Source organism: Vibrio sp. RM-69-4, from assembly GCF_024743775.1.
Taxonomy (GTDB): domain Bacteria; phylum Pseudomonadota; class Gammaproteobacteria; order Enterobacterales; family Vibrionaceae; genus Vibrio; species Vibrio anguillarum.
Genome location: NZ_JAMQXI010000070.1, coordinates 159,101 through 176,573, shown reverse-complemented (window position 1 = coordinate 176,573; position 17,473 = coordinate 159,101). Strand labels below are relative to the sequence as shown.

General features: G+C 46.2%; 18 protein-coding genes. 10 read left to right on the top strand and 8 right to left on the bottom strand.

All coding sequences use genetic code 11. The annotated features are described in order from the left end of the window. Nucleotides 1-53 precede the first annotated feature (53 nt). The 3 genes from cysN to cobA all read right to left on the bottom strand — a co-directional run bounded on the left by cysN (nt 54) and on the right by cobA (nt 3,380). Entirely contained in the window at nt 54-1,484 is a 1,431-nt protein-coding gene (gene cysN / locus NB504_RS11315) for a sulfate adenylyltransferase subunit CysN (protein WP_017049184.1), read from the bottom strand. A 17-nt stretch (nt 1,485-1,501) separates the two neighbouring features. Further along, nucleotides 1,502-2,410, bottom strand: coding sequence for a sulfate adenylyltransferase subunit CysD (cysD, locus tag NB504_RS11310; protein ID WP_026029179.1), 909 nt, complete (start codon nt 2,408-2,410; stop codon nt 1,502-1,504). A 91-nt stretch (nt 2,411-2,501) separates the two neighbouring features. Further along, the gene (gene cobA / locus NB504_RS11305; RefSeq protein ID WP_094133341.1) at nt 2,502-3,380 is read right to left on the bottom strand and encodes a uroporphyrinogen-III C-methyltransferase; all 879 of its coding nucleotides are present in this window, start codon (nt 3,378-3,380) and stop codon (nt 2,502-2,504) included. 289 nt (nt 3,381-3,669) lie between these two features. Between cobA and cpdB the strand changes: the two genes are divergently transcribed. From cpdB to NB504_RS11265, 8 genes are all read left to right on the top strand, one after another. Beyond that, nucleotides 3,670-5,631 carry a 2',3'-cyclic-nucleotide 2'-phosphodiesterase gene (cpdB, locus tag NB504_RS11300; RefSeq protein WP_258428919.1) on the top strand — a complete coding sequence of 654 codons (1,962 nt, stop codon included), beginning with the start codon at nt 3,670-3,672 and terminating at the stop codon, nt 5,629-5,631. A 318-nt stretch (nt 5,632-5,949) separates the two neighbouring features. Beyond that, nucleotides 5,950-6,537, top strand: a complete 588-nt coding sequence (locus NB504_RS11295) for a DedA family protein (protein WP_017049187.1) — start codon at nt 5,950-5,952, stop codon at nt 6,535-6,537. Beyond that, complete coding sequence (locus NB504_RS11290) at nt 6,534-7,667, top strand: D-alanine--D-alanine ligase (protein WP_258428917.1); 1,134 nt, start codon at nt 6,534-6,536, stop codon at nt 7,665-7,667. The genes NB504_RS11295 and NB504_RS11290 overlap by 4 nt, the downstream gene beginning before the upstream one ends. Before the next feature lie 34 nt (nt 7,668-7,701). Beyond that, nucleotides 7,702-8,250 carry a hypothetical protein gene (locus tag NB504_RS11285; RefSeq protein WP_258428916.1) on the top strand — a complete coding sequence of 183 codons (549 nt, stop codon included), beginning with the start codon at nt 7,702-7,704 and terminating at the stop codon, nt 8,248-8,250. Nucleotide 8,251: 1 nt separating this feature from the next. Further along, nucleotides 8,252-9,019, top strand: a complete 768-nt coding sequence (locus NB504_RS11280) for an NRDE family protein (RefSeq protein WP_129532841.1) — start codon at nt 8,252-8,254, stop codon at nt 9,017-9,019. A 10-nt stretch (nt 9,020-9,029) separates the two neighbouring features. Beyond that, nucleotides 9,030-9,467, top strand: coding sequence for a YHS domain-containing (seleno)protein (locus NB504_RS11275; protein WP_017042861.1), 438 nt, complete (start codon nt 9,030-9,032; stop codon nt 9,465-9,467). Nucleotides 9,468-9,480: 13 nt separating this feature from the next. Then, entirely contained in the window at nt 9,481-9,933 is a 453-nt protein-coding gene (locus NB504_RS11270; RefSeq protein ID WP_088721327.1) for a hypothetical protein, read from the top strand. Nucleotides 9,934-9,937: 4 nt separating this feature from the next. Further along, a complete protein-coding gene (locus NB504_RS11265) occupies nt 9,938-11,707 on the top strand; it encodes a lysophospholipid acyltransferase family protein (protein WP_094145496.1) in 1,770 nt (589 codons plus the stop codon). A gap of 50 nt (nt 11,708-11,757) precedes the next feature. Here the strand turns inward: NB504_RS11265 and dbpA are convergent, their stop codons facing one another. Then, a complete protein-coding gene (gene dbpA / locus NB504_RS11260; protein ID WP_017042859.1) occupies nt 11,758-13,143 on the bottom strand; it encodes an ATP-dependent RNA helicase DbpA in 1,386 nt (461 codons plus the stop codon). Between the two features lie 177 nt (nt 13,144-13,320). Here dbpA and NB504_RS11255 point away from each other — a divergent pair, with 177 nt between their 5' ends. Further along, nucleotides 13,321-13,773 carry a GNAT family N-acetyltransferase gene (locus NB504_RS11255; protein ID WP_013855931.1) on the top strand — a complete coding sequence of 151 codons (453 nt, stop codon included), beginning with the start codon at nt 13,321-13,323 and terminating at the stop codon, nt 13,771-13,773. Between the two features lie 23 nt (nt 13,774-13,796). On the opposite strand, the gene NB504_RS11250 is transcribed toward NB504_RS11255, so the two are convergent. Beyond that, entirely contained in the window at nt 13,797-14,360 is a 564-nt protein-coding gene (locus tag NB504_RS11250) for a LysM-like peptidoglycan-binding domain-containing protein (RefSeq protein ID WP_026027801.1), read from the bottom strand. Between the two features lie 235 nt (nt 14,361-14,595). Here NB504_RS11250 and NB504_RS11245 point away from each other — a divergent pair, with 235 nt between their 5' ends. Next, complete coding sequence (locus NB504_RS11245; RefSeq protein ID WP_010318783.1) at nt 14,596-15,216, top strand: FKBP-type peptidyl-prolyl cis-trans isomerase; 621 nt, start codon at nt 14,596-14,598, stop codon at nt 15,214-15,216. Between the two features lie 180 nt (nt 15,217-15,396). Here the strand turns inward: NB504_RS11245 and rplQ are convergent, their stop codons facing one another. The 3 genes from rplQ to rpsD are packed head-to-tail and all read right to left on the bottom strand — an operon-like array spanning nt 15,397 to nt 17,446. Next, the gene (gene rplQ / locus NB504_RS11240; protein ID WP_017042856.1) at nt 15,397-15,783 is read right to left on the bottom strand and encodes a 50S ribosomal protein L17; all 387 of its coding nucleotides are present in this window, start codon (nt 15,781-15,783) and stop codon (nt 15,397-15,399) included. A gap of 26 nt (nt 15,784-15,809) precedes the next feature. Beyond that, nucleotides 15,810-16,802 (bottom strand): DNA-directed RNA polymerase subunit alpha, encoded by a 993-nt coding sequence (locus NB504_RS11235; RefSeq protein WP_010318781.1) that lies wholly within the window; start codon nt 16,800-16,802, stop codon nt 15,810-15,812. Nucleotides 16,803-16,825: 23 nt separating this feature from the next. Beyond that, a complete protein-coding gene (gene rpsD, locus NB504_RS11230) occupies nt 16,826-17,446 on the bottom strand; it encodes a 30S ribosomal protein S4 (RefSeq protein ID WP_013855928.1) in 621 nt (206 codons plus the stop codon). Nucleotides 17,447-17,473: the final 27 nt, after the last annotated feature.

The window sequence follows — 17,473 nt, the reverse complement described above, 5'->3', positions numbered from 1 at the left end:
TAGCCAATAGAGGGACGCTGTAAGCGGCAATCCCTCCCACCGAATCACCACAGTTAAGCCTTGAGTAACTGACGAAGATCTTTGGCTTCCCAGTGTGGAAAGTGCTTGCGGATCAAGGCATTCAATTCAACTTCAAATGCAGAGTGGGCGCTTTGAGCATGAGCGATGTTTTGCAAACTATCTCGAACTAAGCCCGCCCCCACCGTCACATTCGTCAGGCGATCGATGATGATAAATCCACCAGTATTGGCACTGTCTAAGTATTTATCCAGCGCGATCGACTCTGTTAGCGACCATTCACACAAGCCAATGCCATTGAGCGGCAACTCTTCACTGTGATAAGTCGATAAATTATTAATATCGTACTGGTGACGTACTGCTTGCAACTGGCCGACGGTTTTCTTACCTGCAATTTTGATGTTGTATTCACGCCCGGCTTTGAGCGGTTGTTCTGTCATCCAGACCACATCGGCTAATAGATGGTTAGTTGATTCAACCTGCGCTCCTTGCAGCACAATAAGATCACCACGGCTGATGTCAATTTCATCGCTGAGCGTTAACGTCACCGCTTGGCCTGCTTGCGCTTGCGGCAAATCTCCATCGAAAGTAACAATACGTGCCACGGTGGATGTTTTTCCGGACGGAAGTGCAGTGATTGCATCTCCAACGCTGATGCTGCCCGCTGCAATCGTGCCAGCAAAACCGCGAAAATCGAGATTCGGTCGGTTCACATACTGCACTGGAAAACGAAACTCACCGGCTCCTTTTTGCTGATCTACGTCCACCGTTTCAAGCAGCTCCAGCAGTGATGGGCCTTGATACCAACGCATATGTTGACTTGCTTCGACCACGTTGTCCCCTTCCAGAGCAGAAAGCGGGATGATCTGAATATCAGTATCACCTTGCAGATGCTTTGAAAATTCCACGTAGTCTTGACGGATCTGCTCAAAACGATCTTGTGAGTAATCGACCAGATCCATCTTATTCACCGCCACCACAAAATGCTTCAAACCTAACAGATTGGCAATGAATGAGTGGCGACGCGTTTGATCCAAAATGCCTTTACGGGCATCGATCAAAATCACCGCGAGATCGCAAGTGGATGCGCCCGTCGCCATATTGCGCGTGTACTGCTCATGCCCCGGAGTATCGGCAATGATGAATTTGCGCTTTTGAGTAGAGAAATAGCGATACGCCACGTCAATGGTGATCCCTTGCTCACGTTCCGCTTGCAGGCCATCAACTAACAGAGCTAAATCGGGGCGCTCACCCGTCGTGCCAACACGCTGGCTATCGGAATGGACGGCGGCCAGTTGATCTTCATAAATCTGTTTTGTGTCATGAAGCAAACGACCAATCAAGGTACTTTTTCCATCATCAACCGAGCCACAAGTCAGAAATCTCAGTAACGATTTGTGCTGGTGTTGCGTGAGATAAGCTTCAATACCGATCTCAGAAAGCTGAGCCTGAACTGCACTATTCATAATCTTTCCTTAGAGGCTTAGAAATAACCTTGGCGTTTTTTCAATTCCATCGATCCTGATTGATCGTGGTCGATCGCGCGGCCTTGTCGTTCACTGGAAGTGGCCACCAGCATCTCTTCAATGATGCCCGTTAGCGTATTGGCCTCTGATTCAATTGCGCCAGTGAGTGGATAACAACCTAACGTGCGAAAACGCACACTCTTGTGCTGTACTTCTTCTCCAGGTTGCAGCTTCATCCGCTCGTCATCGACCATGATCAGCATCCCATCGCGTTCGACAACTGGGCGAATGTCCGATAAATACAGCGGTACGATCTCGATGTTTTCCAAATAGATGTATTGCCAAATATCCAATTCAGTCCAGTTCGACAACGGGAAAACACGAATGCTCTCACCTTTATTGATTTGGCCGTTGTAGGTTTTCCATAGCTCCGGACGCTGGTTCTTCGGATCCCACGTGTGGTTCTTGTCACGAAAAGAATAAACACGCTCTTTCGCGCGTGATTTCTCTTCATCACGACGCGCACCACCAAAAGCAGCATCAAAACCATATTGGTTCAACGCTTGTTTTAAACCTTGGGTTTTCATGATGTCAGTATGCTTTGAAGATCCATGCTCAAAAGGGCTGATCCCCATCGCAATCCCTTCTGGGTTTTTGTGTACCAAAAGCTCAAAACCATACTTGTGCGCCATACGATCACGAAATTCGATCATCTCACGAAATTTCCAATCGGTGTCCACATGCAGCAGTGGGAAGGGAATTTTCCCCGGATAAAAAGCCTTGCGCGCTAAATGCAGCATCACCGAAGAGTCTTTACCAATCGAATACATCATTACTGGGTTATCAAATTCAGCGGCCACTTCACGTAAAATATGAATACTTTCGGCTTCGAGCTGTTGTAAATGGGTTAAGCGTTGTTGATCCATCTGCATGCTTCCTTTTCGCTCGCATTGCGAGCCTTGTGCAATGAGAAATTGGTTTGAGTATTGAGTTGGAACTAACTGACTAGCCTTGCAATCAGGCGTAATTCACTTGGTTTTGCTGCGCGGGTTGTTCACCAAACCAATGCAGTTTTTCCGACAGCGCCACCACTTCGCCCACCACAATCAAGGCCGGAGCCTGCGCCCGCGCCGCCAGTTGTGATAAGTCACTGAGCTGCCCTTTGAAGACTTTTTGTGAACGCTGAGTACCGCGTTCAATAATCGCGATTGGTGTGTTGGCTTGGCGTCCATGTTCAATCAACTGCTGCTGGATATAACTCGACTTCATCAAGCCCATGTAAATGACTAAGGTTTGATTACCACGTGCCAGTGTTGACCAATCCATGTCATCGTTTTCCGCTTTAAGGTGACCGGTGACAAACAGAGCGGATTGCGCATAATCACGATGAGTCAGTGGAATTCCCGCATAGGCTGTTGCGCCTGCCGCCGCTGTAATACCGGGGATCACCTGAAATTTCACTCCCGCATCAAACAGCACTTCCAACTCTTCACCACCGCGGCCAAACATAAACGGATCGCCGCCTTTAATACGCACGACTTTGTAACCTTGCTGCGCAAAATCGATCAGCAATTGATTGGTTTTTTCTTGAGGAACACTGTGGTGTCCAGCGCGCTTACCCACGCAGACTAAGATGGTATCGCTCGGCACCAGCGCCATAATTTCATCAGACACTAGGTAGTCGTACAACACCACGTCAGCTTGTTGTAGAAAGCTCAGCGCTTTGAGCGTCAGCAGTTCTGGGTCGCCCGGCCCTGCACCAATCAAAGCCACTTCACCACAGGTCAATTGGCTTTTGACGTACGATGGAGCGCTACTTGCCAAAGCATCATTGTTGACCGCAACTAAGCGCGGCCCTTTGATTGGCAACTGAGAAATGGTTTCCGTCGTACTCATTGTTGTTATCCATAACTTAATTCATGGATGCATTATGGCGGGCTCTTCATATTACCTGAAATTCTAAAATTTCATTTTTTATATCAAAAGCTGATAAGGGAATGGATAATTCCGAATAAGAAGTGACTATCTCTCTGATTAAAAGCCAATCAATGATGAGATCTTGTCGACAGAATGCCGGTGAGTTAACGCGTAACATCACAAATTGATATTCATTGAAATCATCGTTTCATAAGATTTTGTTACATTAGACGAGTTATTTGTTCCCTACCCCTAACTGGAGTACACAATGAAAGTGGCAGTGAAACCTCTCTCCATCGCGATTTTGAGCGGTATGTTAGCAATGGCTGGCCCAGCAATGGCGGACACCATTAAACTGCGTATCGTCGAAACGACCGATATTCACACCAATGTGATGGATTACGATTACTACAAAGACAAGCCATCGAACCAGATTGGTTTATCCCGTGCGGCGACGTTAGTGAAGCAAGCGCGCAGCGAAGTCGAAAACAGCATTTTGGTCGATAACGGTGATTTACTCCAAGGTAGCCCAATGGGCGACTATATGGCCGCCAAAGGCATCAAGGTTGGTGAGGTTCACCCAGTTTACAAAGCGATGAATCAGCTCGGCTACGATGTGGGTAACATTGGTAACCATGAATTTAACTACGGTTTGTCCTTTTTAAAGGAGAGTATTAACGACGCCGCATTCCCGTATGTCAATGCCAACGTCTATGACCAACAAACGGGCAAACACCTCTTCAATCCCTATCTCATTAAAACGCACACGTTCAAAGATACCGATGGCAAAGAGCACCAAATTAAAGTGGGTTACATTGGTTTTGCCCCACCACAAATCATGGTGTGGGATAAGAAAAACCTGGATGGCAAAGTGTTTGCCAAAGACATCAAGCAAACAGCCGAGGAGCTGATCCCGCAGATGAAAAAAGAGGGTGCCGATGTGATCGTGGCAATCCCGCACTCTGGTGTCTCAGCTAACCCATATTCCGTTGGTGCAGAAAACTCGGTTTACTACCTCACCCAAGTAGAAGGCATTGACGCAATTGCTTTTGGTCACTCTCACGCGGTATTCCCTAGCCAAGATTTTGCCAAACTGCCAGGAGCAGATGTAACTAAAGGCACCATTAATGGCGTAACCGCTGTCATGCCGGGGCGCTGGGGTAGCCATGTTGGTGTGATGGATCTGACTTTGCAAAGCAAAGATGGCCAATGGTCAGTCGTGAATGGTCAATCCCAAGCTCGCCCAATCTTCGATAAAGCCAATAAGAAATCATTGGCAGCAGCCGATACAGGCATAGTGAAAGCCTTAGAGTCGGACCATAAAGGCACGCGAGATTTCGTGAATCAACCGATTGGCCAAGCGAATGATGTGATGTACAGCTTTTTAGCCTTGGTACAAGATGACCCAACCGTGCAAATCGTTAACCTTGCACAAAAAGATTATGTGGAACGCTTTATTCAAGGCGACCCTGATCTTGATGGTTTGCCGGTGTTATCCGCCGCGGCACCTTTTAAAGTCGGTGGCCGTAAAGATGATCCTGCCGGTTTCACCGAAGTCGAAGCTGGCCAACTGACATTTCGTAACGCAGCAGATCTCTATCTTTACCCTAATACATTAGTAGCGCTGAAAATGACGGGTAAAGAAGTGAAGGAATGGTTGGAATGCAGCGCGGGGCAGTTTAATCAGATTGATCCGCACAGCACTCAACCACAATCCTTGATCAATTGGGCTGATTTCCGCACGTATAACTTTGATGTGATGGATGGGGTGAATTATCAAATCGATGTGACTCAACCCGCCAAATACGATGGTGATTGTAAAGTGGCGCATAAAGATGCTGAGCGCATTGTAGGATTAACTTATCAAGGTAAACCTATCGATGTAAAACAGACCTTTATTGTCGCCACCAATAACTACCGCGCTTATAGTAATAAATTTGCAGGCACGGGCGCACAATTTGTTGCCTTTGACTCACCCGACGAAAACCGCACGGCCGTTGCAAACTACATTTCGCGCGTGAGTAAAGAAAAAGGTCAAGTCACGCCAAGTGCTGATAACAACTGGTCGTTTGCTCCGATTAAAACTAATACCGCATTAGATATTCGTTTTGAAACCTCTCCAAGCGAGAAAGCAGCACAGTTCATCAAAGAGAAAGGCCAATACCCAATGACTTTGATGGAAAACGATGAAGTTGGTTTTGCGGTTTACAAGATTGACCTTACCCAATAACCCCCACTCAAATCGATTGAAAGAGGCCAATGAATTAAGGCGCTTTCACCTCACAAACGCAGCCTTTCGCTGCGTTTTTTATTTACCGCTCGACAACCCTAACTCTGATCTTGATGGTTCTTGACTATCCACGCTTCATTTAAGGTTCGTTACAACCTCTGTTTAATTTTCAAACATTAGTTTGATTAAATTTAATTATAAAAAATCATCAAATATGCAATTTTTCTATTCTTTGGCAGGTCTTTGTCCTCGTAATGAGAATAAAAGCGCAATCAGCGCCTTATTCTATACTTGATCATAATTTGCTAAGGAGGAAGTGTGGCACTTGCTATCGACATTCAAACCTTTCTAACAGCCGAAAGTCATTCACTGACTTTACTATTCATCGGCGTAATTTTGCTTTCCTATTTGTTAGAGGATGTCGCTATTGTCACCGCCGCCACACTAGCTTTGCAAAATCTCATGCCCCCCGGCTTGGCGTTGTTGGCTATTTTTGTCGGCATTGTCAGTGGCGATCTCGGTTTGTATTACTTAGGCCAAGTGGCACAACGCGTTCGTCCGCTTCGTTATCAAGCGCTGACCAATAAACATTTTCGAACCGTCCGTCGCAAGCTGCACCATCATACTTTTTTAAATCTGTTTATTATTCGCTTTGTCCCCGGCCTAAGAACGGTGGGTTTTACTTTGAGCGGCTTTTTTTCTATTCCGTTGGCGCTATTTCTGTGCTCCGTACTGACGGCCACAGCACTGTGGACACTGATCGTTTTTTCAACGCTTTATTACCTAGGGAGTCAGGTTTGGCAACAGCCCTCTCATTATCAATGGATCATTATTCCTATCGCGATTGGGCTATTAATGCTCACCAATCGTCTTCTCAACAAATCATTTTCTAAAGGATTGTCATGAACGCCAAATTAGAAATACCTTGCATTGCACATGGCAAAATCAACGCGGGTATGCCGCTTTTAGAGCAAGACACCAAACGCAGCATTTCTCCTTATGAATTTCTGCCCAGTTGGTTTTTCTACACTCCGGTGGTGATTCAAAGCCTGCTGCAAGGGCTGCGTTATGGCAACTGGGGCTTACCCTTAATTGCAAACCCCGGCATCAAGCTCAGCGGCATGGTTGGAGAGTCAAAACACGACATTCTTAATCTAGCCGGTGAATACGCTCAGCAGTGGATATCGCCCTTTATCACCCGAACGAAAAGCCATCAAACCACTCAGCAGCAAACAGCACAGGCTCTGTCTGCAATGCAACAAGCATCGTTGGATTTCCCTCTTGTCGCTAAACCAGATTTAGGCTGCCGCGGCGTTGGCGTAAAACTGCTGCAAAATGAACAACAACTGAGTGACTACATCCAATCATTCCCGATTAACGCCCGTTTTTTACTGCAACAAAAAGCGCCGTATCAGGCTGAAGCTGGCGTATTTTATGTGCGCTATCCCGGTGAGGCTCAAGGCAACATTATTTCCATCACACTTAAGTATGCCCCGTTTGTCACTGGGGATGGCATTCACACTTTAAAGCAGTTAATTGAACGCTGCCCACGCGCAGGGCAACTCCCTCATCTCTATTTTCCTCGCCACCTTGAGAAGCTCGATTGGGTTCTTGAAGCAGGGCAGGAGTTTCAACTCGCCTTTGCGGGCAGCCATAGTCGCGGATCGATTTTCCGCAATGGTAACCGTTACATTACTCGCGCTCTCACCAACAAGCTGGATGAGATTTTTAACAATGTTGACGGGTTTCATTATGGGCGGCTCGATATCAAGTTTGCCAATATTCACCAATTGATGGCTGGAGAACTGTTCACGATTTTGGAAATCAATGGCGCAAGCAGTGAAGCCGCTCATATTTGGGATAGAGAAACACCGCTGCGTGAGATCTTCTCGACCTTACTCAGACAGTACCGAATCTTATTCGACATTGGTGCACAACAGCGAAAGTTAGGCCATCAAACACCCAAAATGGCTGAACTGCTGAACGCTTGGCGCAAAGAAAAGGCCTTAACCGAACACTACCCAAGCACGGATTAACCTTATCCATAAGAACAATCATAGGGATAGAAATATGTTTGCAATCACCACAAGTTCACAACAAAGCGCATCGCAGCCTAATCATGCCCCCGTGATCCAAGGCGGCATTGAAACACTGGAACAAGCGCACCAGTTTCTCGAACAGTTAGAAGATAGGCACTACACCCACTTAGCCACGCCAATTGTCGCCAGTTCAGTGGGGCAACATTTTCGTCATTGGTTGGATCTGTTTCATGCGCTGGCTAACTCAACTAGCACTATTGATTACAACCAACGCCGTCGGGGCCACCTCGTTGAGACGTCCCGTGCTGCGGCCTTGGCCGAAATTGAGTATTTAATTCAATGGTTAACGCAGTGCTCGGCCTCACACCAAAAATCCGTTACGGTACTTGTTGAAACCTCATTGCAGGAAACGCAAGTGTGCTCTTTATCATCAACATGGGAGCGAGAGTTAAGCTTCGCTACTTTGCATGCACAGCACCATTTTGCGATGGCTAAAGTGGTCGCTCATTTGCTGCATGTAGAAACCGATACCGCTTTCGGCTTAGCGCCAGCCACGGCCTCCTTCATTCGGGGGCAATAACATGTGCTCAGTTTCTTGGTTACTCGACAAACACGGCTATCATCTGTTTTTTAACCGTGATGAACAAAAAAACCGCCCATTAGCGTTGCCACCTAAACAATACACGCAAGCTGGTGTTGAAGTGTTGATGCCGATTGATCCTGCTGGTGGAGGCAGTTGGATCAGCCTTAATGAATGCGGTTTGGCTTTGTGCTTGCTCAATAATTACCAAGGTAAAATCCCCCAAGGAACCGATGCCGAATGCTTAGTGAGCCGCGGTCAATTGCTTAAGCATTTATCCAGTCAAATCAGTGTCGAGAAGGTTATCCAAGCGTTTACACAGCTTAATCTTCAGCAATTTGCACCATTCACTTTGCTTGCTTTCGACCCTAATTTAACTGATGTACAAGGCAATGTAATGGCTCTGGCGTGGAATGGTGAACAGAGCCAAATTGCGGTGACGCAATCGCCTCTATTTTCATCCAGTGTCGATTTAGAACAAGTGCAACGCTACCGCTCGCAGCTCTATCAAGCTTTAATCGCCGAGGAAGATAGTGTGCAACAGCGACTAAAGTTTCACGCCCACCACCATGTCGCCCATCCACATTGGGCACCCTGTATGCATCGTCAAGATGCGCACACCGTTAGCTTTACCTATTTACGCGTCACACAACAGCAGCAGTATATGACCTATATCTCAGGCTCACCTTGCTTACAGCTCAGTGAGACATCACTCCACCAGCAGCGCGATGAGGTCGACAAAACCACGCCTTGGGTCGCCAATTTATGAGGAATCAACAATGAAACGTTTACTAGGACTATTACTGCTGTTTGTCAGCAGCGTGAGCCTCGCTGAGGATGAAATTTACACCAGCTTTCTGAGCAATAAAGCGCTGAGTGGCTATGACACCGTCGCCTACTTCACCGAAGGAGAGCCAGTAAAAGGCTCCTCCGATTTTTCGACCCTTTATAAAAATGCGCAGTGGTATTTTTCTTCAAAAGAGAACCTTGAACTGTTTCTGAATAACCCTAACCAATATGCGCCGCAATATGGCGGCTACTGCGCTTGGGCCGTCTCTGAAAAGAACGATTTTGCTCCGGGAGATCCCAATCAATGGGCGATTGTCGACGGCAAGCTCTATCTCAATTACGACAAAAAGATCAAAACATTATGGGATGCCAACCAAGCGGTGCACATCCAACAGGCCGATAAAAATTGGCCCAATTTAATTAAGTAGTAGGAGCCACACCATGACGTTTAAAGCTAGCCAACATCTTCCCTCACTCTTGATTGCGTTTGTTTTTATTCAATCGCTTGTCTTTAAGTTTTCCGGCTCTTACGAAACCAACTATATTTTTAGCACCTTAGGTGCGTGGTCTGGCCTCGGTTGGTTTGCTGTGTATGGCGGATATTTAATCGGAACGGCTGAACTGATAGCCTCTATTTTGCTGTTTAGCCGCTGGCATGGCCTTGGTGCACTGATGAGCGTCGGCATTATGAGTGGTGCGATTTTCTTTCATTTATTTACGCCTCTTGGCATTGTGATGCCAGAGTTTAACCAAGTAGGAGAAGTGGTCGGCAATGATAGCGGCCTGCTATTTGCGATGGCTTGCCTTGTTTGGTTATGTGCGGCTTTTTTGGTGCGACGTGATCTCAAAAACGGTGATGGTTTATTGCACCAGTGGCTGAATAAAGGAGTGTAATTATATGCTAGCCAGTCCTTTTCGTTTACCACGACACACTCCATTTGGCGTCGCAGAATCAATTGTTGAATGGGCCTCTGGGCTTGCAACACTGGATAAACTGTATCAGCAGCGTCCTGCCAAACCCTCTTGCTTTGAGTTTATGCGCTACACGCTAGCAGCACTCAACATCGAATATCGCCTTGCTTTAGGCAGCATCGATAATATTCCACAAACAGGGCCGGTAGTGATCGTCGCTAACCACCCGCTGGGCGCAATTGAAGGGGTGATATTAGCCGATTTAATTGGTTCAGTACGCACCGATATTAAAGTGCTGGCGAATCAGTTGCTAAAGCGCCTGCCTGAAATTAGTGAACTCTTTATCGGTGTCGATGTGTTCAATAGCAAAAGTGCTCGCAGCACCAATGCGCAAGCCATTCGAGATGCGAACCTTCATTTGGCTCAAGGTGGCTTATTGATTATCTTCCCCGCTGGTGAGGTATCTACTTACCCCAAAGGATCGCAAACACTGTCGGATATCGAATGGAGTCAATCCGTCGCCAAATTTGTTAAACGCGCCCAAGCCACCACCGTCCCGATCTTTATTAATGGTAAAAATAGCACTCTGTTTTATCAAGCGGGGCGAATTCATCCACTACTGCGAACGGCATTGCTCGGCCGCGAGCTACTGAATAAGCAGGCGCACAACATTGAAATTTCCATCGGCAATCCCATCCCCTATTCCGAAGTAAAAGCATTTGAACAAGAACGGGACATTGTTCATTATCTGCGTCTCAATACCTATTTAATGAGTGCAGCACCCACTGCAACGCCATCCTCACCAGAGTTAGTAACATCGCCCCTTCCTATTATTGATGCGCTTATTGTAGAGAAACTCGAGCAAGATCTCGCCGCGCTGCCAAGCGAAAGCAAGCTCTTAGAGCAAGGTGATTGGATTGTCTATTGCGCCGCAAGCGAGCAGTTACCCCACATACTGCAAGAGATTGGTCGAATTCGTGAAGAGAGTTTTCGCGCCGTAGGTGAAGGAAGCGGCTTAGCTTGTGATCTTGATGAGTATGATCGCCATTACTACCAGCTCTTTGTTTGGCACAAGAAAGACCGTCAAATTGTTGGAGCTTATCGATTGGGGTTAGTGGATAAACTGATAGCGAAGCAAGGGTTAGCAGGGCTATATTCCCGTAGCTTATTTCAGTATGATGAAGCCTTCATCAACACACTAGATACCAGTATTGAGCTAGGCCGCTCGGTGGTTTCCTCGAAATACCAGCGCAACCTCAACTCACTGTTAATGCTGTGGAAAGGTATTGCTGCGTTTGTCGCGCGTCATCCACAATATACGCACTTGTTTGGCCCAGTAAGCATTAGCAACGATTACAGCCACACCGCGCGACAATTAATGGCCGCCACACTCTCTATTCATCATTATGATCATGAAAAGGCAACCTTGGTTTCACCTTCCACTCCACTACGGTGCAATGGGAACACATTTTGGCAAACCAACTTGCTCTCCTCTTTGGCAAGCATTTCTCTGCTGTCGAAAGTGTTAGCAAAAATGGAAAATGGCAAGGGCCTTCCTGTATTGCTGCGCCAATATTTAGGGATGAATGGCAAGCTCGTCTGTTTTAATGTCGACCCCGCGTTTAACAATGCGTTAGATGGCTTAATTGTAGTGAACTTGAAACAAGTTCCGCTGCATACACTGGCAAAATACATGGGTAAGGAGCAAGCCAGCGCTTATTTGAATTCGACACCTTTCAGTTCAAAGCCCTCATAAACGCAAAAGCCAGCGAGTTGTTCGCTGGCTTTAATTCTAAATGAAGGGGCTTATTTTAGAAGGCGTGCTCTAAATTGGCGTCCTTTCATCTTACCGCTTTCCATTTTCTTCAGTGCTTTTTTCGCCACCGATTTATGGACTGCAACGTAGCTGCGCATCGGTAACATGTTAATTTTACCGACATATTGACCGTCAATACCGTCGTTACTGGTCAACGCCCCTAGAATATCTCCCGGGCGCACTTTCTGCTTTTTACCGCCATCAATCTGGATAGTGACCATATTGGCTTGATAAGGCGCGTTGTTTAGCGCACTGGCATCAGGCAATTTAGCAGGTTCGATGGGCATATCCATATATTCATCAATCATCGCCACTCGGTGCATTTCACTGTCACTGAAGAAGCTAAAAGCTAAACCTTTACTGCCCGCTCGGCCAGTACGCCCAATGCGGTGCACATGCACTTCAGGATCACGTGATAACTCAAAGTTAAATACCGCATCTAAGTTATCGACATCAAGGCCACGTGCCGCCACATCGGTTGCAACTAAAATGGAGATACTTTTATTAGCAAACTGCACCAAAGCTTGGTCACGGTCACGCTGCTCTAAATCACCATGCAGTTCCACCACACTAAAGCCCTTGTGATGTAGATCTTCAGCAACACTTTGTACTTCTTTCTTTGTATTACAGAACACCACGGCAGATTCAGGCTGATGGTGTAAAAGCAGCAGTTCTAACGCGCGATCACGCGCCTCTGTTCCCTCTACTTTATAAAAATATTGCTGAATGCTGGACGTATCATGGGTGGATTCAACTTTGACCATTTCAGGCTCACGCATAATCCGCTGCGCAATTTGTTTGATTTGATTTGGGAACGTAGCACTAAACAGCAAGGTTTGACGGCTGGTTGGCGTTTCATTGATGATCGCATCCAGCGCTTCTTGGAAACCCATTTCGAGCATTCGGTCCGCTTCATCAAGCACTAACGTATTGAGTTCAGAGAGATCGATACGACCTTTGTCTAAATGGTCAAGAATACGCCCCGGAGTACCAACCAAAATATGTGCACCGTGCTCTAACGAACCAATTTGTGGCCCCATTGGCATGCCGCCACACAAGGTGAGCACTTTAATATTATGAATGGCGCGGCCGAGTGTGCGAATATCCGTTGCGACTTGATCGGCTAACTCCCGCGTTGGGCATAGCACCAAAGCTTGAACGCGAAAACGCTTAACGTTGAGGTTAGATAATACGCCTAAACCAAACGCTGCTGTTTTTCCTGAGCCTGTTTTTCCTTGGCCAATCACATCCTTACCCGCCAAAATGGTTGGCAAGCTTAACGCCTGAATCGGCGTCATCTTGGTGTATCCCAAAGTATCGAGGTTAGAAAGAAGTTCTGGTTGTAGATTTACCGTTGAAAAAGAGAGATTACTCAAGAGACCGTCCTTTCGTTAGACGAAAATTAAACGCCTATTATCGTTATTTAACCTCGTGTGGCTAGTGAATCTTTATTTATCATTCATCAAGTTTGTAGCTCACTCTTAACCTTTGTTAATGAATCATGCACTTAAGCTTGATAGAGTAACGACATCCATTTTTAAAGGGGCACTACGATGATTACTTGGCACTGTCTTTCATTCTCACAATTAACCACTCATCAACTTTATGCGCTACTTAAACTGCGCGTCGATGTCTTTGTGGTCGAACAAACCTGTCCTTACCCTGAATTGGATAATAAAGATATTCAGCCAGGTGTTTTTCATTTAATTGGTGAACAGGATCAGCAGATTGTTGCCTGCGCGCGCTTACTCCCTGCGGGGATTAGCTACCCAAGTGTCAGCATTGGTCGCATTGCAACCCAAAAAGAAGCGAGAGGAAATGGCCTTGGACACCAATTAATGCAGCAAGCATTAGCCGAATGCCAGAAGCTGTGGCCCAATCAAGATATTGAAATTGGTGCACAGCACTATCTTGCTAGCTTCTATCAAAGTTATGGTTTTCAACAAACGTCGGCGATGTATCTAGAAGATGATATCCCGCATATCGACATGCAGCTCAGCAAGTAAATAACCCCCTTGATCAAAGCGTGTTATTTACTACGGCCAAATCCGCCATCTGAGCGCCTGAAAAACATCACTGATTGATCGTTTTTCTCAAGTTGTAGGATATCGAGCTGCCCATCAGCCGCGAGTTTGAAGCGAACTAATTGGCCTTGGGTAATTTGGCTGAGCGGTTTGTCACTGCCTTCAATTTTGACTAAGGCATTAAGATCAGACATCGGCAGATCATTTGCCCGAAAAACCTGCGACAAAGTGTCCCCGTTCTTAACCGTGTACTCTCGCCAGAACTCAGATTTACGATCGGTTTGTTGAGGCGTTTTTTGTTCACTCAACCCAACCGTATTAATGCTGATTTCCACACGCTCACTACTTTTCGGTAGAGCGGCCTGCTCTGTTCGCTCAGGAAAAGGAATAATAATGAGCAAACACACTACTGGAACGATCGCTAATAAAGCGCGCTGGTGAAGCTTAGGCAGCGCCAGCCAAACTGTGCGAACACGTAAAATAAGGCCACGCCAATCGAATGCATGCCACTTCTGTTGGATAAACGCTAAATAATCAGTTTGCGGTTTCTTCTTGTGACGACGATTCATCTTAACCCGTCTCCTTTTCTGTCGAGCTACAGTATAAAAACTCAAGAGGGATCAGTATAGAGCCAAGGTGGCGATAACGTAAACGTTGACACAATCTTGAACATTTTTCTTTGGGATCTGCGATTTGTCACAACCTGAAGGTTCAATATTGGATATTTCCCATTAGCATTTCATCCCATGCTTGAAACTGATATCCTTTGGCACTTGTTTATTTACATAAAAAGAGTGACTGTTTATGTCTGAAGTAAAATTTGACACTGTAGAGCAAAAAGCAAGCTACGGTATCGGTCTACAAATGGGCCAACAACTTGCGGGTAGTGGTCTAGAAGGACTTAACGTTGACGCCATCGCCGCAGGTATCGCAACCGCATTAGTAGGCGACATGCCATCAATTGAAATTGATGAAATCAATAATGCACTGCAAGAGTTGCACATGCGTGCAGAATCTCTACGCCAAGAAGCTGCCAAAGCAGCCGCAGCCGACGGTGAAGTATTCTTAACAGATAACGCACTACGCCCTGAAGTAACCGTGCTTGAATCTGGTCTACAGTACGAAATTCTTACAGAAGGTACGGGGGATATCCCGACATCTGACAAGCAAGTACGTGTTCATTACCACGGTGAATTGACTGACGGTACAGTATTTGATAGCTCTGTATCTCGCGGTCAACCAGCTGAATTCCCAGTAACAGGTGTAATCAAAGGTTGGGTAGAAGCACTACAACTGATGCCTGTGGGTTCAAAATGGAAACTCTATATTCCACAAGATCTTGCCTACGGTGAGCGTGGCGCTGGCGCTGCAATTCCTCCTTTTGCAGCTCTAGTATTTGAAGTAGAGCTACTCGATATTCTATAAATAGAATTGATAGTGAGAAGGTTGGCATTCGCTGACCTTTTTTTATTAGTATCTCTTACTTAGCATCTATCAAAAACGACACTACGCATACTTATCTGGTTAGCTCGTGTTCAAAGATAAAATCTACGCATACAAAAAAGCCGAGTATTACTACTCGGCTTTTTTAATTATACGAACTGATTACTCAGCAGCAGCTTCTACAGCTACTTCTGGGCGATCGACAAGCTCAATGTATGCCATTGGAGCTTTATCACCAGTACGGAAACCGCACTTTAGGATACGTGTGTAGCCGCCTTGGCGAGCTGCAAAACGTGGACCTAGTTCGTTAAATAGTTTTGCCACAACTTCGTTATCACGAGTGCGAGCAAATGCTAGACGACGGTTTGCAACACTGTCAGTCTTAGCTAGTGTAATCAAAGGCTCAACGACGCGACGTAGCTCTTTTGCTTTTGGCAAAGTAGTCTTGATAACTTCATGACGTACTAGAGAGCTAGCCATGTTGCTGAACATCGCTTTGCGATGACTGCTGTTGCGGTTGAGTTGACGACCACTCTTACGATGGCGCATGACCTAATCCTTCTAACTAGTATCGATTAATCTTCAGCGATAGACGCTGGCGGCCAGTTCTCTAGGCGCATGCCCAAAGATAGACCACGTGATGCAAGCACGTCTTTAATCTCTGTAAGAGATTTCTTACCAAGGTTTGGCGTTTTAAGTAGCTCAACCTCAGTGCGCTGTACTAGATCACCGATGTAGTGAATCGCTTCTGCTTTCAAACAGTTAGCAGAGCGAACTGTTAGTTCAAGATCGTCTACAGGACGCAGTAGGATTGGATCGAATTCTGGCTTCTCTTCCTTCTCCTCAGGTACACGTACATCACGAAGATCTACGAACGCATCCAATTGTTCAGCAAGAATAGTTGCTGCACGACGGATTGCTTCCTCAGGTTCTAGAGTACCGTTCGTTTCCATATCGATAACGAGCTTATCTAAATCAGTACGTTGTTCTACGCGAGCGGCTTCCACAGAGTAGGCAATTTTGTCTACTGGGCTGTAAGTAGCATCTACAAGTAGACGACCGATTGGACGCTCATCTTCTTCAGTATGGATACGAGCTGAAGCTGGAACATAACCACGACCACGTTCTACTTTGATACGCATAGCGATCTCAGCGTTGTCATCCGTTAGATGACAAATCACGTGCTCAGGGTTAGTGATCTCTACATCACCATCATGGGTGATGTCACCTGCAACAACAGGGCCCGAGCCTGATTTGTTCAGCGTAATGAACACTTCATCTTTGCCTTCGGCAACGCGAACAGCCAAACCCTTTAGGTTCAGAAGGATCTCAAGGATATCTTCTTGAATGCCTTCTTTGGTGCTGTACTCGTGTAGTACGCCTTCAATCTCCACTTCAGTTACAGCACAACCTGGCATTGAAGATAGAAGAATACGGCGAAGTGCATTACCCAGAGTATGGCCGAAACCACGCTCTAACGGCTCAAGAGTTACTTTTGCGTGTGTCGTGCTAATCTGTTCGATATCAACAAGACGTGGCTTAAGAAATTCTGTTACAGAACCCTGCATTGTGTCCTCTCTTTAGTTTAACCTTACTTAGAGTAAAGCTCGACGATCAATTGTTCGTTGATGTCAGCTGACAGGTCAGAACGCTCAGGCATACGCTTGAATGTACCTTCCATTTGGCCGCCATCTACTTCAATCCAAGTTGGTTTTTCGCGTTGTTCAGCAACTTCTAGAGCTGCTTTAATGCGAGATTGCTTTTTAGCTTTCTCACGGATTGCAACAACGTCGTTAACCGCAACATTGAAAGAAGGAACGTTTACAACTTTACCGTTAACTAGGATAGCTTTGTGGCTTACTAGCTGACGTGCTTCTGCGCGAGTAGCGCCAAAGCCCATGCGGTAAACTACGTTATCAAGACGACCTTCAAGAAGCTGAAGTAGGTTTTCACCAGTATTGCCTTTAAGACGTGCAGCTTCTTTGTAGTAGTTACGGAATTGTTTTTCTAGAACGCCATAAATACGACGAACTTTTTGCTTCTCACGAAGCTGAACACCGTACTCAGATAGACGACCGCGACGAGCGCCGTGTACACCTGGTGCGTTGTCAATTTTACACTTGGTATCAATCGCACGAATGCCTGACTTAAGGAACAAGTCAGTACCTTCGCGGCGGCTAAGCTTCAGCTTAGGACCCAAATATCTTGCCATGATCTTTCTCCAATCTTCCTAGAAACG